The 16,799-nt window shown below is 38.7% G+C and carries 18 protein-coding genes and 1 riboswitch; all 18 genes read right to left on the bottom strand.

The features are described 5' to 3' along the window. Positions 1–2 precede the first annotated feature (2 nt). Entirely contained in the window at positions 3–1,133 is a 1,131-nt protein-coding gene (locus ATG70_RS07750) for an amidohydrolase (protein ID WP_257147642.1), read from the bottom strand. Positions 1,134–1,150: 17 nt separating this feature from the next. Then, entirely contained in the window at positions 1,151–2,530 is a 1,380-nt protein-coding gene (locus ATG70_RS07745; protein WP_098443757.1) for a YjiH family protein, read from the bottom strand. A 26-nt stretch (positions 2,531–2,556) separates the two neighbouring features. Continuing rightward, positions 2,557–3,411, bottom strand: coding sequence for a MurR/RpiR family transcriptional regulator (locus ATG70_RS07740; RefSeq protein WP_098443756.1), 855 nt, complete (start codon positions 3,409–3,411; stop codon positions 2,557–2,559). Between the two features lie 191 nt (positions 3,412–3,602). Beyond that, positions 3,603–3,989 (bottom strand): VOC family protein, encoded by a 387-nt coding sequence (locus ATG70_RS07735; protein ID WP_098443755.1) that lies wholly within the window; start codon positions 3,987–3,989, stop codon positions 3,603–3,605. A gap of 113 nt (positions 3,990–4,102) precedes the next feature. Then, entirely contained in the window at positions 4,103–4,684 is a 582-nt protein-coding gene (clpP, locus tag ATG70_RS07730) for an ATP-dependent Clp endopeptidase proteolytic subunit ClpP (RefSeq protein WP_098443754.1), read from the bottom strand. A gap of 25 nt (positions 4,685–4,709) precedes the next feature. Next, positions 4,710–5,366 carry a sigma factor-like helix-turn-helix DNA-binding protein gene (locus tag ATG70_RS07725; protein ID WP_098443753.1) on the bottom strand — a complete coding sequence of 219 codons (657 nt, stop codon included), beginning with the start codon at positions 5,364–5,366 and terminating at the stop codon, positions 4,710–4,712. A 255-nt stretch (positions 5,367–5,621) separates the two neighbouring features. Then, a complete protein-coding gene (locus ATG70_RS07720; RefSeq protein ID WP_098443752.1) occupies positions 5,622–5,918 on the bottom strand; it encodes a hypothetical protein in 297 nt (98 codons plus the stop codon). 209 nt (positions 5,919–6,127) lie between these two features. Next, complete coding sequence (locus ATG70_RS07715) at positions 6,128–6,805, bottom strand: response regulator transcription factor (RefSeq protein ID WP_179886218.1); 678 nt, start codon at positions 6,803–6,805, stop codon at positions 6,128–6,130. 1 nt (position 6,806) lies between these two features. Beyond that, positions 6,807–8,192, bottom strand: coding sequence for a sensor histidine kinase (locus tag ATG70_RS07710; RefSeq protein ID WP_098443751.1), 1,386 nt, complete (start codon positions 8,190–8,192; stop codon positions 6,807–6,809). Positions 8,193–8,335: 143 nt separating this feature from the next. Continuing rightward, positions 8,336–8,665, bottom strand: a complete 330-nt coding sequence (locus tag ATG70_RS07705) for a four-helix bundle copper-binding protein (RefSeq protein WP_098443750.1) — start codon at positions 8,663–8,665, stop codon at positions 8,336–8,338. A 171-nt stretch (positions 8,666–8,836) separates the two neighbouring features. Beyond that, on the bottom strand, positions 8,837–9,805 hold the full coding sequence (locus tag ATG70_RS07700) for a F510_1955 family glycosylhydrolase (RefSeq protein WP_098443749.1): 969 nt from the start codon (positions 9,803–9,805) through the stop codon (positions 8,837–8,839). A 59-nt stretch (positions 9,806–9,864) separates the two neighbouring features. Next, a complete protein-coding gene (locus ATG70_RS07695) occupies positions 9,865–10,458 on the bottom strand; it encodes a YdhK family protein (RefSeq protein ID WP_098443748.1) in 594 nt (197 codons plus the stop codon). Positions 10,459–10,620: 162 nt separating this feature from the next. After that, on the bottom strand, positions 10,621–11,544 hold the full coding sequence (murB, locus tag ATG70_RS07690; RefSeq protein WP_098443747.1) for a UDP-N-acetylmuramate dehydrogenase: 924 nt from the start codon (positions 11,542–11,544) through the stop codon (positions 10,621–10,623). A gap of 375 nt (positions 11,545–11,919) precedes the next feature. Continuing rightward, positions 11,920–12,969 (bottom strand): homocysteine S-methyltransferase family protein, encoded by a 1,050-nt coding sequence (locus tag ATG70_RS07685; protein ID WP_098443746.1) that lies wholly within the window; start codon positions 12,967–12,969, stop codon positions 11,920–11,922. Positions 12,970–13,050: 81 nt separating this feature from the next. Further along, a riboswitch (SAM riboswitch) is annotated at positions 13,051–13,160 on the bottom strand. Between the two features lie 89 nt (positions 13,161–13,249). Continuing rightward, on the bottom strand, positions 13,250–14,257 hold the full coding sequence (locus ATG70_RS07680) for a DUF3895 domain-containing protein (RefSeq protein ID WP_098443745.1): 1,008 nt from the start codon (positions 14,255–14,257) through the stop codon (positions 13,250–13,252). A 128-nt stretch (positions 14,258–14,385) separates the two neighbouring features. Continuing rightward, on the bottom strand, positions 14,386–14,763 hold the full coding sequence (locus ATG70_RS07675) for a hypothetical protein (protein WP_098443744.1): 378 nt from the start codon (positions 14,761–14,763) through the stop codon (positions 14,386–14,388). Between the two features lie 132 nt (positions 14,764–14,895). Further along, positions 14,896–15,963 (bottom strand): 23S rRNA (adenine(2503)-C(2))-methyltransferase RlmN, encoded by a 1,068-nt coding sequence (gene rlmN / locus ATG70_RS07670; RefSeq protein ID WP_098443743.1) that lies wholly within the window; start codon positions 15,961–15,963, stop codon positions 14,896–14,898. Between the two features lie 151 nt (positions 15,964–16,114). After that, entirely contained in the window at positions 16,115–16,717 is a 603-nt protein-coding gene (locus ATG70_RS07665; protein ID WP_098443742.1) for a CPBP family intramembrane glutamic endopeptidase, read from the bottom strand. Positions 16,718–16,799 lie beyond the last annotated feature (82 nt).

Raw genomic sequence — 16,799 nt, 5'->3', positions numbered from 1 at the left:
TGCTACCTTCTTTCTAGCCAGTTCTGTTGATCAGCTTCTAAAAGTAATTGGATTAGAATCTTCGTTCCATCCATTAAGGCTTCTTTATTAAAATGCATGTTCGGATGATGCAATCCAGGCAGTAAGTTACAGCCGAGTCCAATCATAGTTGAAGCGACTGAAGGGTGTTTCAACGAATAGAAATGAAAATCTTCCGCTCCTGGTGATGGGCATTCAGCTACGACATTTTCACGACCTAAAGTGGCGTTTATTGCTTTTGTCGCAAGGTCAATTGCATGTTCATGTTTCACAGCTGCAGGAGAAAATTCGGCAGTGGCGGAAGTGATTTCTGTTTCCGTTAATTCGGCCACTTTCGTCATGACGTGATTCGTTTGCTCAATAAGTTGTGTCATCGTCTCGTTGGATCTTGCCCTTAGATCAAGTGTGAACCGCGCTTTCGATGGAATTGAATTGGAAGCTTCACCACCATGAAGTTCAGTGATTTTCACCGAATAAGCGTCTGGTACGTCTAATCGGATTTGTTTTAGAGCTTGAATCATAGCCGCGGCTGCTTCGAGTGGGTTATTTCCCTTTTCTGGCCGCGCGGCGTGAGATGGTACACCTTCAATCCATCCCTTTATACTCGTGGTTGATCCATGAGAAATAACAGGAGAGGCTTTTCCAAAAGGGATTTCCATCGCCGGACGTAAGTGAATGCCTCCAAGAAAAACGACATCTTTCAGCGGCTGTTCATCGATCATTTTTAAGGCCCCTTCAGCCGTTTCTTCTGCTGGTTGAAAAAGAAAACGAATGGTGTGCTTCATAGGTTGTTTGATAAGGGAGAGCGCAGCAAATAACACCATCGTACTATGCGCGTCATGCCCACATGAATGATTTGGCTTCACAATGCCCTCCACTTCTTGAACTAATGCATCCATATCGGCACGAAGCGCAATCACTTGAGCACTGTTGCGATTAAACTCTGCAACGAAACCGAAATGTCCTTCAAATGTTTGAATATGAAACCCTGCGTCTGATAGCTTTTCCTTTATATAACGAGAAGTTTCTTCTTCTTGCCAGCTTGCTTCAGCTAGTTCATGTAGTTCTTCATAGGTTTTTAATATTTCATCATGGTGCTCATCTACAAATTCCACTAGAATGCTCCTTTCTATTAAAAGATTACGTGTGCGATACCAACAACGATCGGCAAGGTAATGCATGTACGAATGAGAAAAATAATGATCAAATCGAAAATGCTAATTGGAAGTTTCGAACCAAGAAGCAATCCACCCATCTCTGACATGTAAATTAATTGCGTAACCGAAACACAAGCGATGATAAAGCGAGTTAATTCACTTTCAATGCCGCTACCAATCACGGCAGGTAGAAACATATCGGCAAATCCAACCACCATGGTTTGCGCTGCTTCTCTTGCTTCAGGAACGTTCATTAGCGTTAGAATAGGTTCAAAAGGCTTTCCTAAATAAGTAAAGAATGGAGTGAATTCTGCCGTAATTAATGCGATCGTACCAATGGCCATGACAATCGGTAACACGCCTAACCACATATCTAAAACGTTTTGCGTTCCTTCTTTTACTACGCTTAACGGTCCTTTGTTCTTTTGAGCTTTTGAAACAGCTTGTTGAAATCCCCACTTGGCTGATGAAATGTTTTTTGGAATTCCTGTTTCTTTCTTCAATTCTGTTTGCTCATACCCATTGTTTGATTTCCGAGACAATGGCGGTATGCGTGGCATAATAAGAGCTGCTGCTAGACCAGCAATAATGATTGTTGCGTAGTAATGGAGAAAATATTGTTCTAAATTTAAATAAGTAATAATGACAATCGTAAATGTAATCGAAACAACTGAAAAAGTAGTCGCAATGACAGCTGCTTCTCGTTTTGTGTAATATCCTTCTTCATATTGTTTGGTTGTCAGAAGGACACCGATTGTCCCGTCACCTACCCATGAAGCAAGGCAATCAAGCGATGATCGACCTGGTAATGTGAAGAGGGGTCTCATGATTTTAATAAGCAGTGCTCCAAAAAACTCGAGTAATCCGAAATTTAAAAGAAGTGGCAGTAATAGACCCGCTAGTAAAAACGTTGAAAATAGTATTGGAATTAAATCATAGATTAAAAGTCCACCAGTGTTTTCAGAGTGAATCATTTCAGGTCCTAGTTTAAAAAGCGTCATTCCGGCAAATACTGTTCCGAGTAATCGAGCGATTAACCAGAAAGGACTTACGTGAAGTAAAGTATGTAAACCGGTTCTTTTCGTTATAAATGATGGATTCATTGTTATAGCAATAAACGAACCGATTGTCGAAGCACCCATAATGAAAACGGTTATGGCTGGAATAAGAGTACCGATGGAATCATTGATTAATCCTGCCAAAAACGCAACAGGGATGGTGATTCCTCCATCCTGCTTAATAGGGACAATAAACAATAGAATTCCAATCAAGGATGGGATTAAAAACGTTAAAATATCCTTTGTGTCATAAGAAGTTACATTGATGTTTTCATTTGGTTTTGGCAATCCATTCATAAACATTCCACCTTTTCCTTATCGTGTTATTCGACAAACCAGCTTTGTTTACTGTAGAGCTGTTCTAACTTTTGTTGACGAAGACTAATACGATCACGGTCTTTGAAGTGTATTCCTTTTAGGATCATTTCTAAAAGACTAATTACTGAGGAAATAGAGTGGTGACCTGACTCCATCTTCTCCTCTGTTGTTAAGGTAAGTGTTGAAAGCGAGCCTATGGGAGATAATTGCCGATTCGTAATGGAGATGACAGGGATCTGTTGCTGTTGTGACCACGTAGCAAGGTCAACCGCTTCTCTTCGATAACGCGGGAATGAAAACAGAAAGACAACAGAATCTTGAGTGAGATCACAAAGATCTTCAGGTGAGAAGCCACTTGAATTCGAAAGACTAATCCCCTCCCTTAATTGCTTCAGATTATAATGCAGCCAGTATGCTGCTCCGTACGAACTTCCAAAGCCAGCAATGTAAACAGATTTTGCTTTAATGAGACGATCAATCACCTTCCAGATCTCGTCTTTGTCTATTTGGGTTAACAATTGCTGTAGGACAGCCGTTTCTTCCTTCACAATATCGTTAAAAAGGGTGTGTTCAGTTACTTCCTGTACATCTAAAGAATTTCCTACTTGTTTGGTTCTAGTTTTTCCTAACCAATGCATTCGAACGGATTCCTGCATTTCAGAATATCCTTTAAATCCAAGTGCATAGGAGAAGCGAATGACAGTGGTTTCACTGACTCCCACTTTCCTTCCCATTTGAAAAGCGGTTATCAATGCTCCTTCCTCATGATTTTGGGTGAGCCACTCTGCAACTTTTTTTTGACCGGTAGATAGGGAAGGATAATGCTGTTTGATCATTTGATTAATGGAAAGCTGGTTCATAGCTGCTCCTTTCATTTATGAAGTTAATACTTCTTTTTACTTATTATAATGAATGATTACCTTCATTTCTAGTTATTTTTCAAAAATTCTGGGATTTAATCATCATTTTAGTTATGGATTTAACGAAAAAAAACATCATCAAATGAATGATGATGTTCAGATACACCTTTAATAAAAACAGTCAGTCTTTTTTATCCTTCGTTCTTTTCCGTTACTGCAAAATAATGTTCTTCAGGATCTGCAAAGTTAAAAACACGTCCTGAAGGCATCGACACAATTTCTCCAACGGTTATTTTTTGACTTTGAAAACTTTCGTATAAACGATCTAAATCGTTCGTGTAAAACATAAGGGATGGTGTTCCGAGATTAAGCTCAGGCTCCATCTTCGCTATAAACGTTTTATCATGAAGGACAATGCTTGTTGCTCCTTCCAGAGTTGGCGCTATCTCGATCCATCTCATTCCCCCGCTATTGTTTTCCTCTGCAATATGATGAAATCCAACCTTTTCTGTCCAAAATGCCAATGCCTCATCCTGATTATCCACGTATAGCATAATTTGACCGATTTGACTGATCATTTACACACTCCTTTTCACGTAATACGAACACATTCAATCTATCTATTCTACACAGAAACTCGTTGACCTTTTGCGAACTGAAAAAGGAACGGTTTCCCGTCCCTTTAGTCCATCTATTTTGCTTTTTGAATGATTTCGTCGATAATCCCATACTCTTTTGCTTCTTGAGCGCTCATAAAATAATCCCGATCCGTATCTACTGCGACTTTATTAAGTGATTGATTGGTTTTTTCTGCGATAATTTGATTAATATGCTGTCTTAGTTTAAGAATACGTTTTGCAGAGATTTCTAAATCAGTTGCTTGCCCTCGAGCTCCACCTAAAGGCTGGTGTATCATGATTTCACTGTTTGGCAAGGCATATCGTTTTCCTTTTGTACCTGCAAGTAACAACATCGCTCCAAACGAAGCAGCCATTCCAGTACAAATGGTTTTCACATCTGGCGCAATATAGTGCATCGTATCGTAGATTGCAAATCCTGCTGACGTGGATCCACCCGGGCTATTAATATAGAGTGAGATATCCTTCTCAGGAGCATCCGCTGCTAAAAATAATAGCTGTGCCACGATGCTGTTTGCCATAGCGTCGTTAATTTCATCACTAACCATGATAATTCGATCTTTTAACAACCTTGAGTAAATGTCGTACGATCGCTCACCACGACTAGATTGTTCGATAACATAAGGTATATTCACAACATTTCCTCCCTAATCCCGTTTATTATGCAGCTAGTGAGAGGACGTTAGAAAGTGAAGCATACGTTGTTTTGAATGTTGATACCTTAGGATTGAGCAGAATTGGAATCATTTTAATCAGCTCACTTGGATCATGCATATGAATGGAATGAACTGTAGTGTGTAGAAACGATTCTTGGATGGATTCAGGCCAAAAGGAATCAACCCCTGTGTCGGATCGCTTTTTCATTTTTAAGCGGCTTCTGTTTAACAATGCTTTGACACCGGTATCTGACATATTAAGAAGAACGGCAATTTCGGATATTTTGTATTGAAAGGCTTCTTTCAATACAAAAGTAATAAACTGTTTTGGCGTTAGTTGTTTTAAAAGTTTTTCTAGCCATTCGGAGCAACATTCATTTACCGTTATTCCGTCATCTTGTAAGTCAATTTCAGAAAAAAGCGCTTCTTTGTTACGCTTTCGAATGCGATCAATCCATTGATGATAGGCCATCTTTTTTAGAAGGGCATTATTCCACTTCTCATTCCGGTAGTGTTTTAATGCTTTATAAATCGTCTCCTGAGCAATTTCTTCACCATCCCACTTGTTTTGGGTCAGATGGTAACAATAACGATAAAGATTTGCCATCATGTGTTCCAATTGTTTCTGGCTACAATATTCTTTATCAACCTCCGTATGCATCTACATCACTCCTTATGTCCTCTCACTGCTATAACGGATCAGATTCGGAAAAAGATATGGGCGACGCCAACTATTTAGAGAATATGCGAGAAATGCATTTTCTTAATCATAAATGTTTCTATTCTTACAATCACGGATTGTCTCTTAAAGAAGTGCTCATACTTGAAAAGCACCTTGAGGATATATCGTTTCTTCTAGGATGATTAGGTCGCTTTATTAGTTAAAGAAAAGCACCCCCACTTGGGAGTGCTTCACTTATCGCAAATCGTCTTTTATCGCATTTGTGAATTCTGCGATCGCATCATTATCGATTCCTTGAGCAGATGCCATTTGCTTCAAGGATTCAGGATCCTGGTGTTGATGTTGAGGCTGTTGAGAATGTGATTGTGCCTGATGTGAAGAATGTTGCTGTGAATGCTGCTGCATGCCGCCAAAACCGTTTTGCATACGATTGGTAAGGGCATAGGCTGCCGCTCCACCAAGAGCACTTAATGCCATAACCGTAGCGGTTTTGCCTTTTCCTTTTTGGGTGTTACGTTTTTTATAATTCACTTCATGTCACTTCCTTAGGTAAAAGTTAAAAGACGTGTTTCTAACATTAGTCATTAGCTACACTGATTAGTTTAATTCAACTTTCACCTAATATACTGGTTCGTTTTTCCAAATGGACTTCACTATGCTATTTGAAAATTATTGTTGTATGTAAAGCATTGATACTGAAAATGTGAACAAACTACAATTGACTATTTGCGTTAGGATAATTAGAATTTTTTCCATTTGTAGCCTACACCCCAAATGGTCACCAAAAACTCATCGATAGTAAAGTTAACCGCTCTACACTTATCACGCAAATTTCGAATATGTGAATCAATCGTGCGTCCTTCTGTGTTTGATTCAAATCCCCAAATCAGCTGGATCAGATGTTCTCGGCTAAATACTTTTTCGGGATTTTTTAAGAATAGGCCAAGCAACTTAAATTCAATGGGAGTCATAGGAATAGGCACACTATAATATGATACGAGATGTTTGTCTGCATCCCATGTTAGTCCTTTGAAGACCACTTGATTTTGATTGACTTGTTTTACGCGTCGAGCCAAAGCTTCCATTCTAGCAAGAAGAACACGTTCGTCAAACGGTTTTGTGATGTAATCATCTGCGCCTAACTTGAATCCTTTAACAATATCTTCATTTTGTTCTCTTGCTGTTAACATTATGATGGGTACATCTGATTGATTTCTTATCTTTTCACACGTTGCAAAGCCGTCCATGTCGGGCATCATTATATCTAACAAAACGAGATCTATTTTGTATTCAGTCAATCTATGTAGTGCTTCTATGCCTGTATATGCTTCATAAATGGTGTACCCATGTGGTTTCAAATAAAGAGAGATTAGCTCTACCATCCGCTCTTCATCGTCTACAATCAGCACATTTTTCACGTTATTCAACTCCTAACAAAACAATCGTGATCGTTGTCCCTTTTCCTTTTTGACTTTCCGCCTTTATACTACCTCCATGCTTCTCAATAATTTCTTTAGCGATAGCAAGACCGAGTCCCGAACCTCCATACTTTCTTGAACGTGACTTATCAACCCGATAGAGACGTTCAAAAATGAAAGGCAAATCCTTCTCGGGAATCCCTTCTCCCTCATCAATTACTCTAACAATCACGTCGCTTTGAAAAGAATGAGCTTCGATAAGTACCGTTTTTCCTGACTCACTATAATGCAAAGCATTGTCCAAAAGGTTTAAAATCACTTGAGAAAACCTTGTAGAATCAATATCGAGAAGGATTTTATTCTGACAGGACACAATAAGATCAATCCCCTTATCCTCAAAAGCAGGGCTTACTTTCTCTCTTACCTGATGAATCAACGAACACAATTCGACTTCGTCTCGATTAATCACAAATCCTTGTTGGTCCATTTTTGCCATATCAAACAAATCTCGAACGAGAGAAGTTAAGTTCTCTGATTCTTCTTTAATAATTGAAAGGTAAGTATTTCTCTCTGTAGAAGATAACTCTTCTCGTTGAGCGATATCTGCGTAACCATTCAGATAAGTTAAAGGTGTTCTTAATTCATGAGCGATGTTCGCTAGAAAATCACTGCGATCGTTTTTTAATCGTAGTAAATCATCTGATAAGCTTTGAATCCCTTTCGCTAGTTCCCCTAATTCGTCGTTTCGATCGACTTTTAAGGAGACATCATGATCCCCTGTGCTCATTTGTTGCGTTGCTACTTTCATCTCGATCAAGGGACGTGTAATAATTCTAGAAAGATAAATAATGGTCATAACCGTAAGGAAAAGTGCGAGTCCACTAATGATCAAAAATTGGGTTGTTAAATGATCGCGTACTTCGCGAATACTTTTTGTATCGAGGATCATGTAGACGTTTCCGACAAGCTCATCATTCACGACGATGGGAGAACCGGTCATAACATAAGGTTCATTTCCCCAATCGCCTTCCACTATATCTCCTGACACTGGAAGAGGAGATGATGAGGAAAGGGTTGTTCTGATCATAGACGTCACAGTATTCGAATGAACGAGAACACTATTCCTTTCATCTGTAATAATTACTTGAGTTTCAGCTTCAGATTCCATTAGCGCAACGTGTTCCATTGTTTCACGATCGAAATGTTTTTCTAGGACATCTCTATGACTGTTTCCCCGCGCTAAAAGGGCATCAGTTTCAGCCATGATCCGCTCATTTAAAAACCCGAAGTATAGTACCAAAAACAAAATCCCCTCAAGGAGTAAGATGCTTGTAAGAAAAAACAGACCTAATTTTGTTGCTAATTTACTTTTTCTCTTCAACCTCATTTCTCTCTCCTTATCTTCAGTTATTCTATCAGCATTATATCGAGAAAGTGTGCAGCTTGTCTGCTTTGTTTCAAGATGAACAAATTGGTAATAAAAAAAGAAGCCTGCTAATGATTCAACAGACTTCTTAACTTATTCTACAATTATGCTGCTAATTTCTTACACTCTTCCGCACATTTAAAACATGACTCTGCACAATCCTGACAATGTTTGTGATCATGCTTTTTACACTCATTTCCACATGCCTCACAAATGGTAGCACATGCTTGAGCAAGTTCAGAGGCAAATGGGGTTCCTCTCACAAGGGCTTGTTCAAGAAATCCACAGATATCCGCACATTCTCTGTCCAAACGAATACACTCAGCCATCATTTTTACATCTTCTTCTTTTAAACAAGCGTCATAGCAATGATTGCATGCCGTCATACATTCGTGGAGTGTTTGAATCATTGAACCGTACTTTTCGTGTGACATGATTAAATTCCTCCTTCATAATGTAATACACTGTCATATTTTCCTATTTACTTGATAATAAACGTGAAAACGAAATAAAGTTGTTAAAATGTAAATTTCATTAATTCTGCACAAATTCTGGATAATTTGAGGGAAATGTTGAAAGTTTAAGTAGGAGACATGAGGGCGCAATTAGTTTATTTTACCCTGATCGATTAAAGTGACCCAAGATTCCCCGGCATCTTTTGTTTGATAGAGACTACCATCAGATGTATGAAAAGAAATCTCATTTTCATTTTGTGGATTCACCGCGAGATAATCAATCGCCTTTTCTATTTTGTTCGGCATAGAAATGGGCGTTTCTTCTCCGTTCTTAAAGGACACAAGTTGGCTAGCTGCTCCCTGTTTGACGAAGATGATACGGTCTTTAAGAAAAACCATAGAGGTGATAGAGCTGCCCTCTGTAATTGGTGTAAACGACTCTCCTTGATCTTCAGAAAGGTAAAGTCCCTTTGGCGAAGTTATGGCTACGACGTTAGCATCACTAGGGTGAGCAAAAATCCCATTAATTTGATCTGGAATGCCCTTTAGTTGTACTTTATTCCATTCACTTGCATCCTCACTATAATAAACCCCTATGTCCATTTCGCTGTTCTCCTGTTGATTTACAGCATAAATGCTGTGCGTTTCATAGCCTACCGCTAAATAGTGGAAATCGGATTCTCCTTGAAAACCTAGCTGCTCTAGCGTCTTTCCTCGATCAGTACTTTTGATTAATCCAATCGGATTTGGTAAATCTGATTCTTCGCCAGGGTGTCCACTACTATAAAAACCATCAGACGCGGCCTGGAAGCCCATATAGTCATTGTTGTTTGCTTTAGCTTCATACCAGGTTCCATCAAGATAAATCAGCGGTCCAAGATGAGTCGCCACGAATAATTCATGTTGATTGCCAGGATACCCGATTCCATGAACATGGTTAATTTGCTTGCGTGAAGTCGGTTTATAAAAGCTTGATTCTGATAACGATGCCGTTTCTTTTTCTTTCTTTTGGGTTTCCTTTACCTCATCATTGCTTTCTACTGGTTTTGAGTTTTCTTCCTGACATCCTGCAATAATGAGAAGCAGTGCCCCCAAAACTATTATCCAATGTTTCTTCAAAACAATTCATCCTTTATGTGTTGTCTTATTCATTCGCTATTGCGCAGCGTCTATAAACTTTATTGCTCAATAGGAGATAATTCATCTTCCGTTACCCATTTATGATTGGTTACCTCTTCGCCTCCAGTTGTCGGCATATAGTCTATCATATAAACAGTAGTTTGGTTGGCTGAATCAATTGTTGCATTTGCTCCTTCCATCCCTTTCATATGGGAAGCATTAAGCGTTACTTCTGTCCCGGGTGTTAAAGGCGCGTTATCAGGTTGATCAAGTTCCTCGTGGATCACCCATTTGTGATTCTCTACAAGTTCTCCACCATTCGTAGGCATATAGGAAACAACATATGAGGTAGTTTCAAAAGCTCCTGAGATCGTGGCTTCTGCACCTTTCATTCCTTTCATATGATCTGTTTCAATGATTGCTTTACTGCTTTCTGGATATGTAGGATTTTCAGCCCTTTTTAACCCTTCAGGTACTTCTGAAGAGCCGGAGTGTTCCATCTCTTCCATGTGATTCTCGGAGTTTGCTGAAGAGTTAGAAGTCGATTGATTGTTTCCGGACTCCTGGTTTATTCCCTCGTTATTGTTTCCGCATGCTGAAAGAATAAGTGATAGTGATAATCCTAATCCTAAAATAACTTTTTTTGTTTTCATGAATACCCTCCTATGATTGGTTTCATTTACCATCAAAGACTACTTTATCTGGAAATTGTGCACTTATCGTGCAGATTTTATTTGTTCACAGTATGATCAAAAGTTGTCTATCTTAAATAAATCACAAAAAAACAGCCGCTCAATTGAGTGGCTGACTTCTCTTTATGCTTGCTCAGGTGGTTCGCCAATAACGCGTACTTCACGTTCAAGCTCGACATCAAATTTTTCTTTTACTGTTCTTTGAACGTGATGAATCACATCCAAATAGTCTGTTGCAGTAGCATTATCGATATTTACAATAAATCCAGCATGCTTTTTAGAAACTTCCGCCCCACCGATTCGAGTACCTTGGAGCTCAGAGTCCTGAATTAATTTACCTGCGAATAGTCCAGGAGGACGTTTGAATACACTACCACAAGAAGGATATTCTAGCGGCTGTTTTGTTTCGCGCTTCTCAGTTAGGTCATCCATGATCGCTTTGATTTCATTATAGTCGCCATCTTTTAGAGCGAAGGTTGCTTCTAAAACAAGCAAACCTTTTTCATCTACGTTACTGTGACGATAAGATAAATCAAGTTCATCAGCGGTTAATTTAATTAACTTTCCTTCTTTCGTTACAGCGAGAACACTTTCGAGACAATCAGCTATCTCTCCACCGTATGCTCCTGCGTTCATATAAACAGCTCCACCAACAGAACCTGGTATACCACATGCAAACTCAAGACCGCTAAGTTTTCCATCACGCGCAAATTCAGATGCATCAATAATTCGAGCGCCTGCTTGAGCAATCACTTTTTTGTCTTTTTTATCAATCAATTTTAAAGAAGACAGATTCAAGACAATACCGCGAATACCACCATCTTGAATGATTACATTTGATCCTTTCCCTAGTATCGTTAAAGGATATTTCTTTTGATAAGCATATTCTACGGCTGCTCTTGCATCTTCAATTGTGTTAGGAAAAACAAGAACATCTGCACACCCACCCATCCTCGTATAGGTGTGGGCATTTAAAGGCTCATTTATTTTCAATTCCGCTTCTGGCAAAATCGAGCGGAGTTCATTTATTACATTTTGATTATCCATAGGCTACCTCGCTTATAAAACAAGTTCTTTTTGTTATGATTTCATTAGAGTTTCGTTGTGTCACATATTCAAACACATTTAAAATAATAACACAACTGATGTCTGAATATGATCATTTTGACAAAAGAAGCTACTATTTTTAAATGAATCTTACGCTAAAGATATAAAAAGCAAGATTTTTCATTGTGGAAAGCTGCTTTTATAACAAAAATCGGGCCGGGATCAATCGTAAAATGTATTGATGTTTTATTACATGCAGACATATCTGTATTGGTTCCATTTTCACTTTCTTTTTATCGTTATTGCCAATACGTTACAGGCCTATTCTTTTTGCAGTAAAAAACGGAGAGGTTTCCCGCTCCGTTTTGTCATCATCTATGCCTTCTGTCGATAAGCCGTATTGTTTTTCTTTAACGATTCATCTGATCCAAACAGAAAATGTTTCTCCATATTTGGAGAGTAAATAGAATTCACAGCTGTTCTACCTACTGTTTCAGCGACTTCTCTCAACATACTTGGAGAAGCACCACAACATAGTCCAAAATAATTTACCCCGACACTTTTTGCTTCTTTTGCCCATTCTGCTAGTTCATAACGGTTGCAATAAAGTGGATCGAGAGATGTTGGAAAGGTTGTCTCTGTTGGCAATGTACAGGCACATCCGCCGTCAGGTAAGTTAAAAAATGTTGGATGTTCTTCTGTTGTTCGATAAGGAATTGGAAGTGCGCCAACATATCCAGTAACAGACTGTCTAATTTTCTCGATGTATGGCTGCATTGTAGCAGGTCCTCGAAAGCAGTTCATTCCAACAACTAGCGCTCCATGTTCTTCTAACAACCGGCAAGCTTCCTCAACGGTATAGCCGTCTCTTAAAATGTTTTCACTCATAAGTCCAAGTGTAATAACTGCTGGAAGATCTTGTTTTTGAATTTCTTCTAAGGCTATTTTCGCTTCTTCGTAATAATAAAATGTTTCCCCATTAATGAAATCAACGCCTTCTTCTTTACTCCATTTTACCATCTCGGAGAACATAGACCGTATTTGTTCTTTACTATTTTCATCTTCTGGATCAAATAGATTCGTATTGGATATATTCCCTGCTACAAGTGCTTCTTCTTCAGGATGTTCCTTCGCTACCTCTTTAGCGAGGCGGATGGCTTGTCGATTTAGCGGCTCTAGCAAGTCTTCTTTTCCAATAATTCTCATTTTCTCTCTGTGGCCATTATACGTAAAAGCTAGCACGACATCAGATCCTGCAAGCATATAATCTCGATAGGTTTGTTTAAGAGCTTCAGGATTATCTAGGGCAACTTCTGGCACGAATGATCCTGCTTGGAGATAACCACGTCGTTCTAATTCAAACAGATAACCTTCCCCGCAAATGACTGGGCCATCTTGCAGGCGTTGTTCAAGTGTTCTTTTCATGTGTAACAGCTCCTTATTCTCTGTAAAATAAAAAATCCCTCTTCTTAAAAAATAAGAAGAGGGATTGCTAACAGAATCCTCCTCTTATCTTCCAGATGACATCATCTGTAGGATTTGGCACCAGCTTCAACTGAAGTTGAAAGGTTGCCGGGCATCATAGGGCCTATTCCCTCCGCCACTCTTGATAAGAGTATTGATTTAATTTTTGAACATGTTTGAAATTATAGACCTGGTATATTGAAATGTCAATGCTTTATCTGATAATTATGAAATGTCAGGATCATTGTCCGCTTTTTAATCGATAGATGCGATCTTCACGTCCAAGCGGCTCAACAGACATGGATCCAGAAGACACAAAAGAATCGAGATAAGTGCAAACTGCATAGTAAATTTTCGGTTTCTTTGTCGAGTAGCGTTTGTCTTGAACTTTTCCTTCTTTGATTAAGAGCTCGCAAATCATCAACGCACTCTCTGTACCTTGTTGAATATAGCCGTCTATCGCTTCCTGAGTTGGAAACGAAAGATCTCCCACAAAATAAGTTTCTTTCGGTTTCTCAACGTTGTTAACGGGTAAAGGTTCTTTCGCTTCGTCAGCGAACAAATCAAAAGAGCCTTGTAACTCATCTTGAGATAAAGTTTCTTTAGGTTGCAAGTCTTCTTTTTTCTGTGTTGGGATATCTAAAGCCTCTAACGTATTACTACCTCTCTGTAACGCTTCCTTTTCTTCACGGTAACCCCTGATTAAACTGTTTAACCGTTTTTCTTGTCGATCAAGTAACGGAAGTTGTAAGGAAAGTGGCTCTTCAATATCGGTTGGTAGCTTCAAACCTTCAGGGATATCATATGTAGGCGAGCCGTTTTGCTTTTTTAATAAGAGTTCATCTAACTCATAATCAATTTTTGTAAAACCTTGTACAACTTCTTTTACGATGGTACCTGGTAAGCCAGTGTGTTCTTCGAAATGGTTAATCCCAAAACGACGCACTTCACCAGTTTTTACATGTCGAACAATGTATTGATAGCGTAATGCACGACCACATTCGCATTTTAGATCTTCTGAGACAGCACCTGCATCCAGATAATCGTCTAGTATCCAATCGTCAAGCAACATTCCAATTTCCTCATCAGTAGCTCCGTTTGGAATCATTCTTCCTTTACTTTGAGCAATCACATTGGCAAAAGCTGTTTTTTTACCTCGTTTAAGAGTATTCATAAGATATGATTGTTGGTCAAATGTAAGATCTTGCAGTAATTGATCTCTCTCAGAGTTCGTAAGGCTCTTTGTCATATAAATCCCTCTCTATGCAATAGTAACGCCATTATAACAGGTATTGCTGTTGTGATGACCCGATCAACTTAATTCTTATAAGAAGAAAAGCCAATCCTGAAAACGAATTGGCGATTTGTTAGGAAAATTTATTTTCTTTCAGGCATAAATGATAAAGATCCTCTGGCACCAACTACAACTCTTTTGGAAACAACTTTTCCGCCTTCATCGTATAAAAGATAGAGTTTTCCTTCTTTCACTTCTCCTTTTACATAAGAAGCTGATGGGTATAGGTCCTTTAAATCATCTATTTGATATACTTTTACCCGTTCTCTAGTTTGATCGAACACTTCAAGCGAAGTAATTTGTTTATTTTCTCTAAAAATATAAATATCGTTATATCCAGACTTTATGCTTGTATCTTCCCCCATTAACTCAAAAGGTAGGCTTTCACGTTGATAATCCGTGTATAGTCCAGATCCAATCCAGATGCATAGTAAACTAAAAACAATCATTAACCCTTTCATATTTTGTCTCCTTACTTACAAGTTGAACTCAAGCTAGCTTGTTTTCAGTGTATGCATTAAAAAATGGTTGGTGTGATTGCCTTTGCATATAAAAAGACGCCACCATTTATGGTGAGCGTCTTTTCATTCGTGCTATTTTCCTGCGTTTTCTAGTTTCTTCACTTGCTTACTACGAAGCTGACCGCAAGCTGCATCAATGTCTGTCCCGTTCTCATGACGGATCACGCAGTTAATGCCGTTCTTCTTAAGCGTATCATAGAACGCAAGAATCGATTCTTTTTCACTACGCTGATAAGAGTGATCATCAACCGGGTTGTATGGAATCAAGTTTACGTATGAAAGATGGCGCTTATCAGCTAGTAGATTGGCGAGTTGTTTCGCTTCTTCTACGTGATCATTAACATCTCTCAACATAATATACTCGAACGTAATTCTGCGGTTGGTTTTCTCAAGATAGTAATCAATTGCAGGCATTAGTTTTCCAAGTGGATAAGCTTTATTGATTTTCATAATCTTGGTTCGAAGCTCATCATTAGGCGCGTGAAGTGAGATCGCAAGGTTCACTTGTAAATCTTCATTCGCAAAATCGTAAATTTGCTTCGCAAGTCCACTTGTAGAAACCGTGATATGGCGAGCGCCAATGCAAAGACCTTTTTGAGAATTAACGATATGAAGGAAGTCCATCATATTATCGTAGTTATCAAATGGTTCCCCAATTCCCATAATAACAATGTGACTTACGCGTTCTTCATTAGCCTTTTCATCAAGGGCGTGCTGAACGTTCATAATTTGCTCAACAATTTCTCCACTTGTAAGGTCACGGCTCTTTTTAAGAAGTCCACTTGCACAGAAGGAACAACCGATATTACAACCTACTTGTGTCGTCACACAGACCGATTGACCGTAATGAAAACGCATGAGTACCGTTTCAATAACGTTTCCGTCTTGGAGTTTGAACAAGAACTTGATCGTACCGTCAGAAGATTCCTGCTTGATTTCTTGAGTTAATGTCTGGATAGCAAAATTCTCTTCCAAAAGCTTGATACAGTCTTTATTTACGTTATTCATTTGAGAAAATTCTTTAACACGTTTTTTATAGAGCCAATCCCAAACTTGGGAGGCACGGAATTTTTTGTGACCACGTTCTAGCAACCATTCAGTTAGCTGATCAAACGTTAATCCGTATATCGATTCTTTCATTTATAACCCTCTTTTCAATTCTTAGCCATTCATTCTAATACTACTAGAAGTATAACCAAGTCGCAACCGCTTAGTCTAGAATAGTGACATCATTTGTAGGAATTAGTGAAAAAGAAAACGACCTTCCCCATTAGGAAAAGTCGTTTGCTCCTTAAAGTAGCGGAATAAAAACGAGAATAAGAAGATCGAAAAGAATATGCGATAGGAGTGGGACCCAAAAATTTTTTGTTTTTTCATATAGCCATCCCCACGCCATTCCGCCGCCTATTGCTGCTGCTACTAATAAATAGGCATCTGAGTACAGATGGGCTGTCGCATATAAAATGGTTGCAATGAAAATGGTGTCTCCTTTTTTATACCGTTTTAATTGTTGCTGGATATACCCTCTCCAATAAATCTCTTCTCCTGGGATGACGATTAGAATAAGACTAATAAAATGCCAAGCTTTAACTGGTTCCACAATATCGTAAAAGCGTTCCATGTCTTCAAATAATGAGGGATAAACCCACTTGATTCCTTCTATTCCAATATACGAAATCGCATAAAGCAAGATGGCACTAATCAGGATATAACACCAGTTGCTAATTGTTATTTTTCGAAACGAAAGTGTTCCTGTTTTCACACTTAGGAAAATTAAAATCGCAAGTGTGACAGTAAAAACAGGCCAAAACGTTTCTGGATAGTGAACAAAGCTTAAAAACAAGAGAATATGCGCTAATAAAAGTGTGCTAAGGATTATGATTTTCTGGTTCATGCGTTCGTCATCCTATCTTGTTGGCCATTTTTCTTCATCGTACCCTGAATGTATCGAACGCATGCCAAAATGAACAACCTGG

This window comes from Bacillus sp. es.036, assembly GCF_002563635.1.
Taxonomy (GTDB): domain Bacteria; phylum Bacillota; class Bacilli; order Bacillales; family Guptibacillaceae; genus Guptibacillus.
Note: the sequence above shows the minus strand (reverse complement) of the source record. Positions and strands in the feature narration are given on the sequence as shown.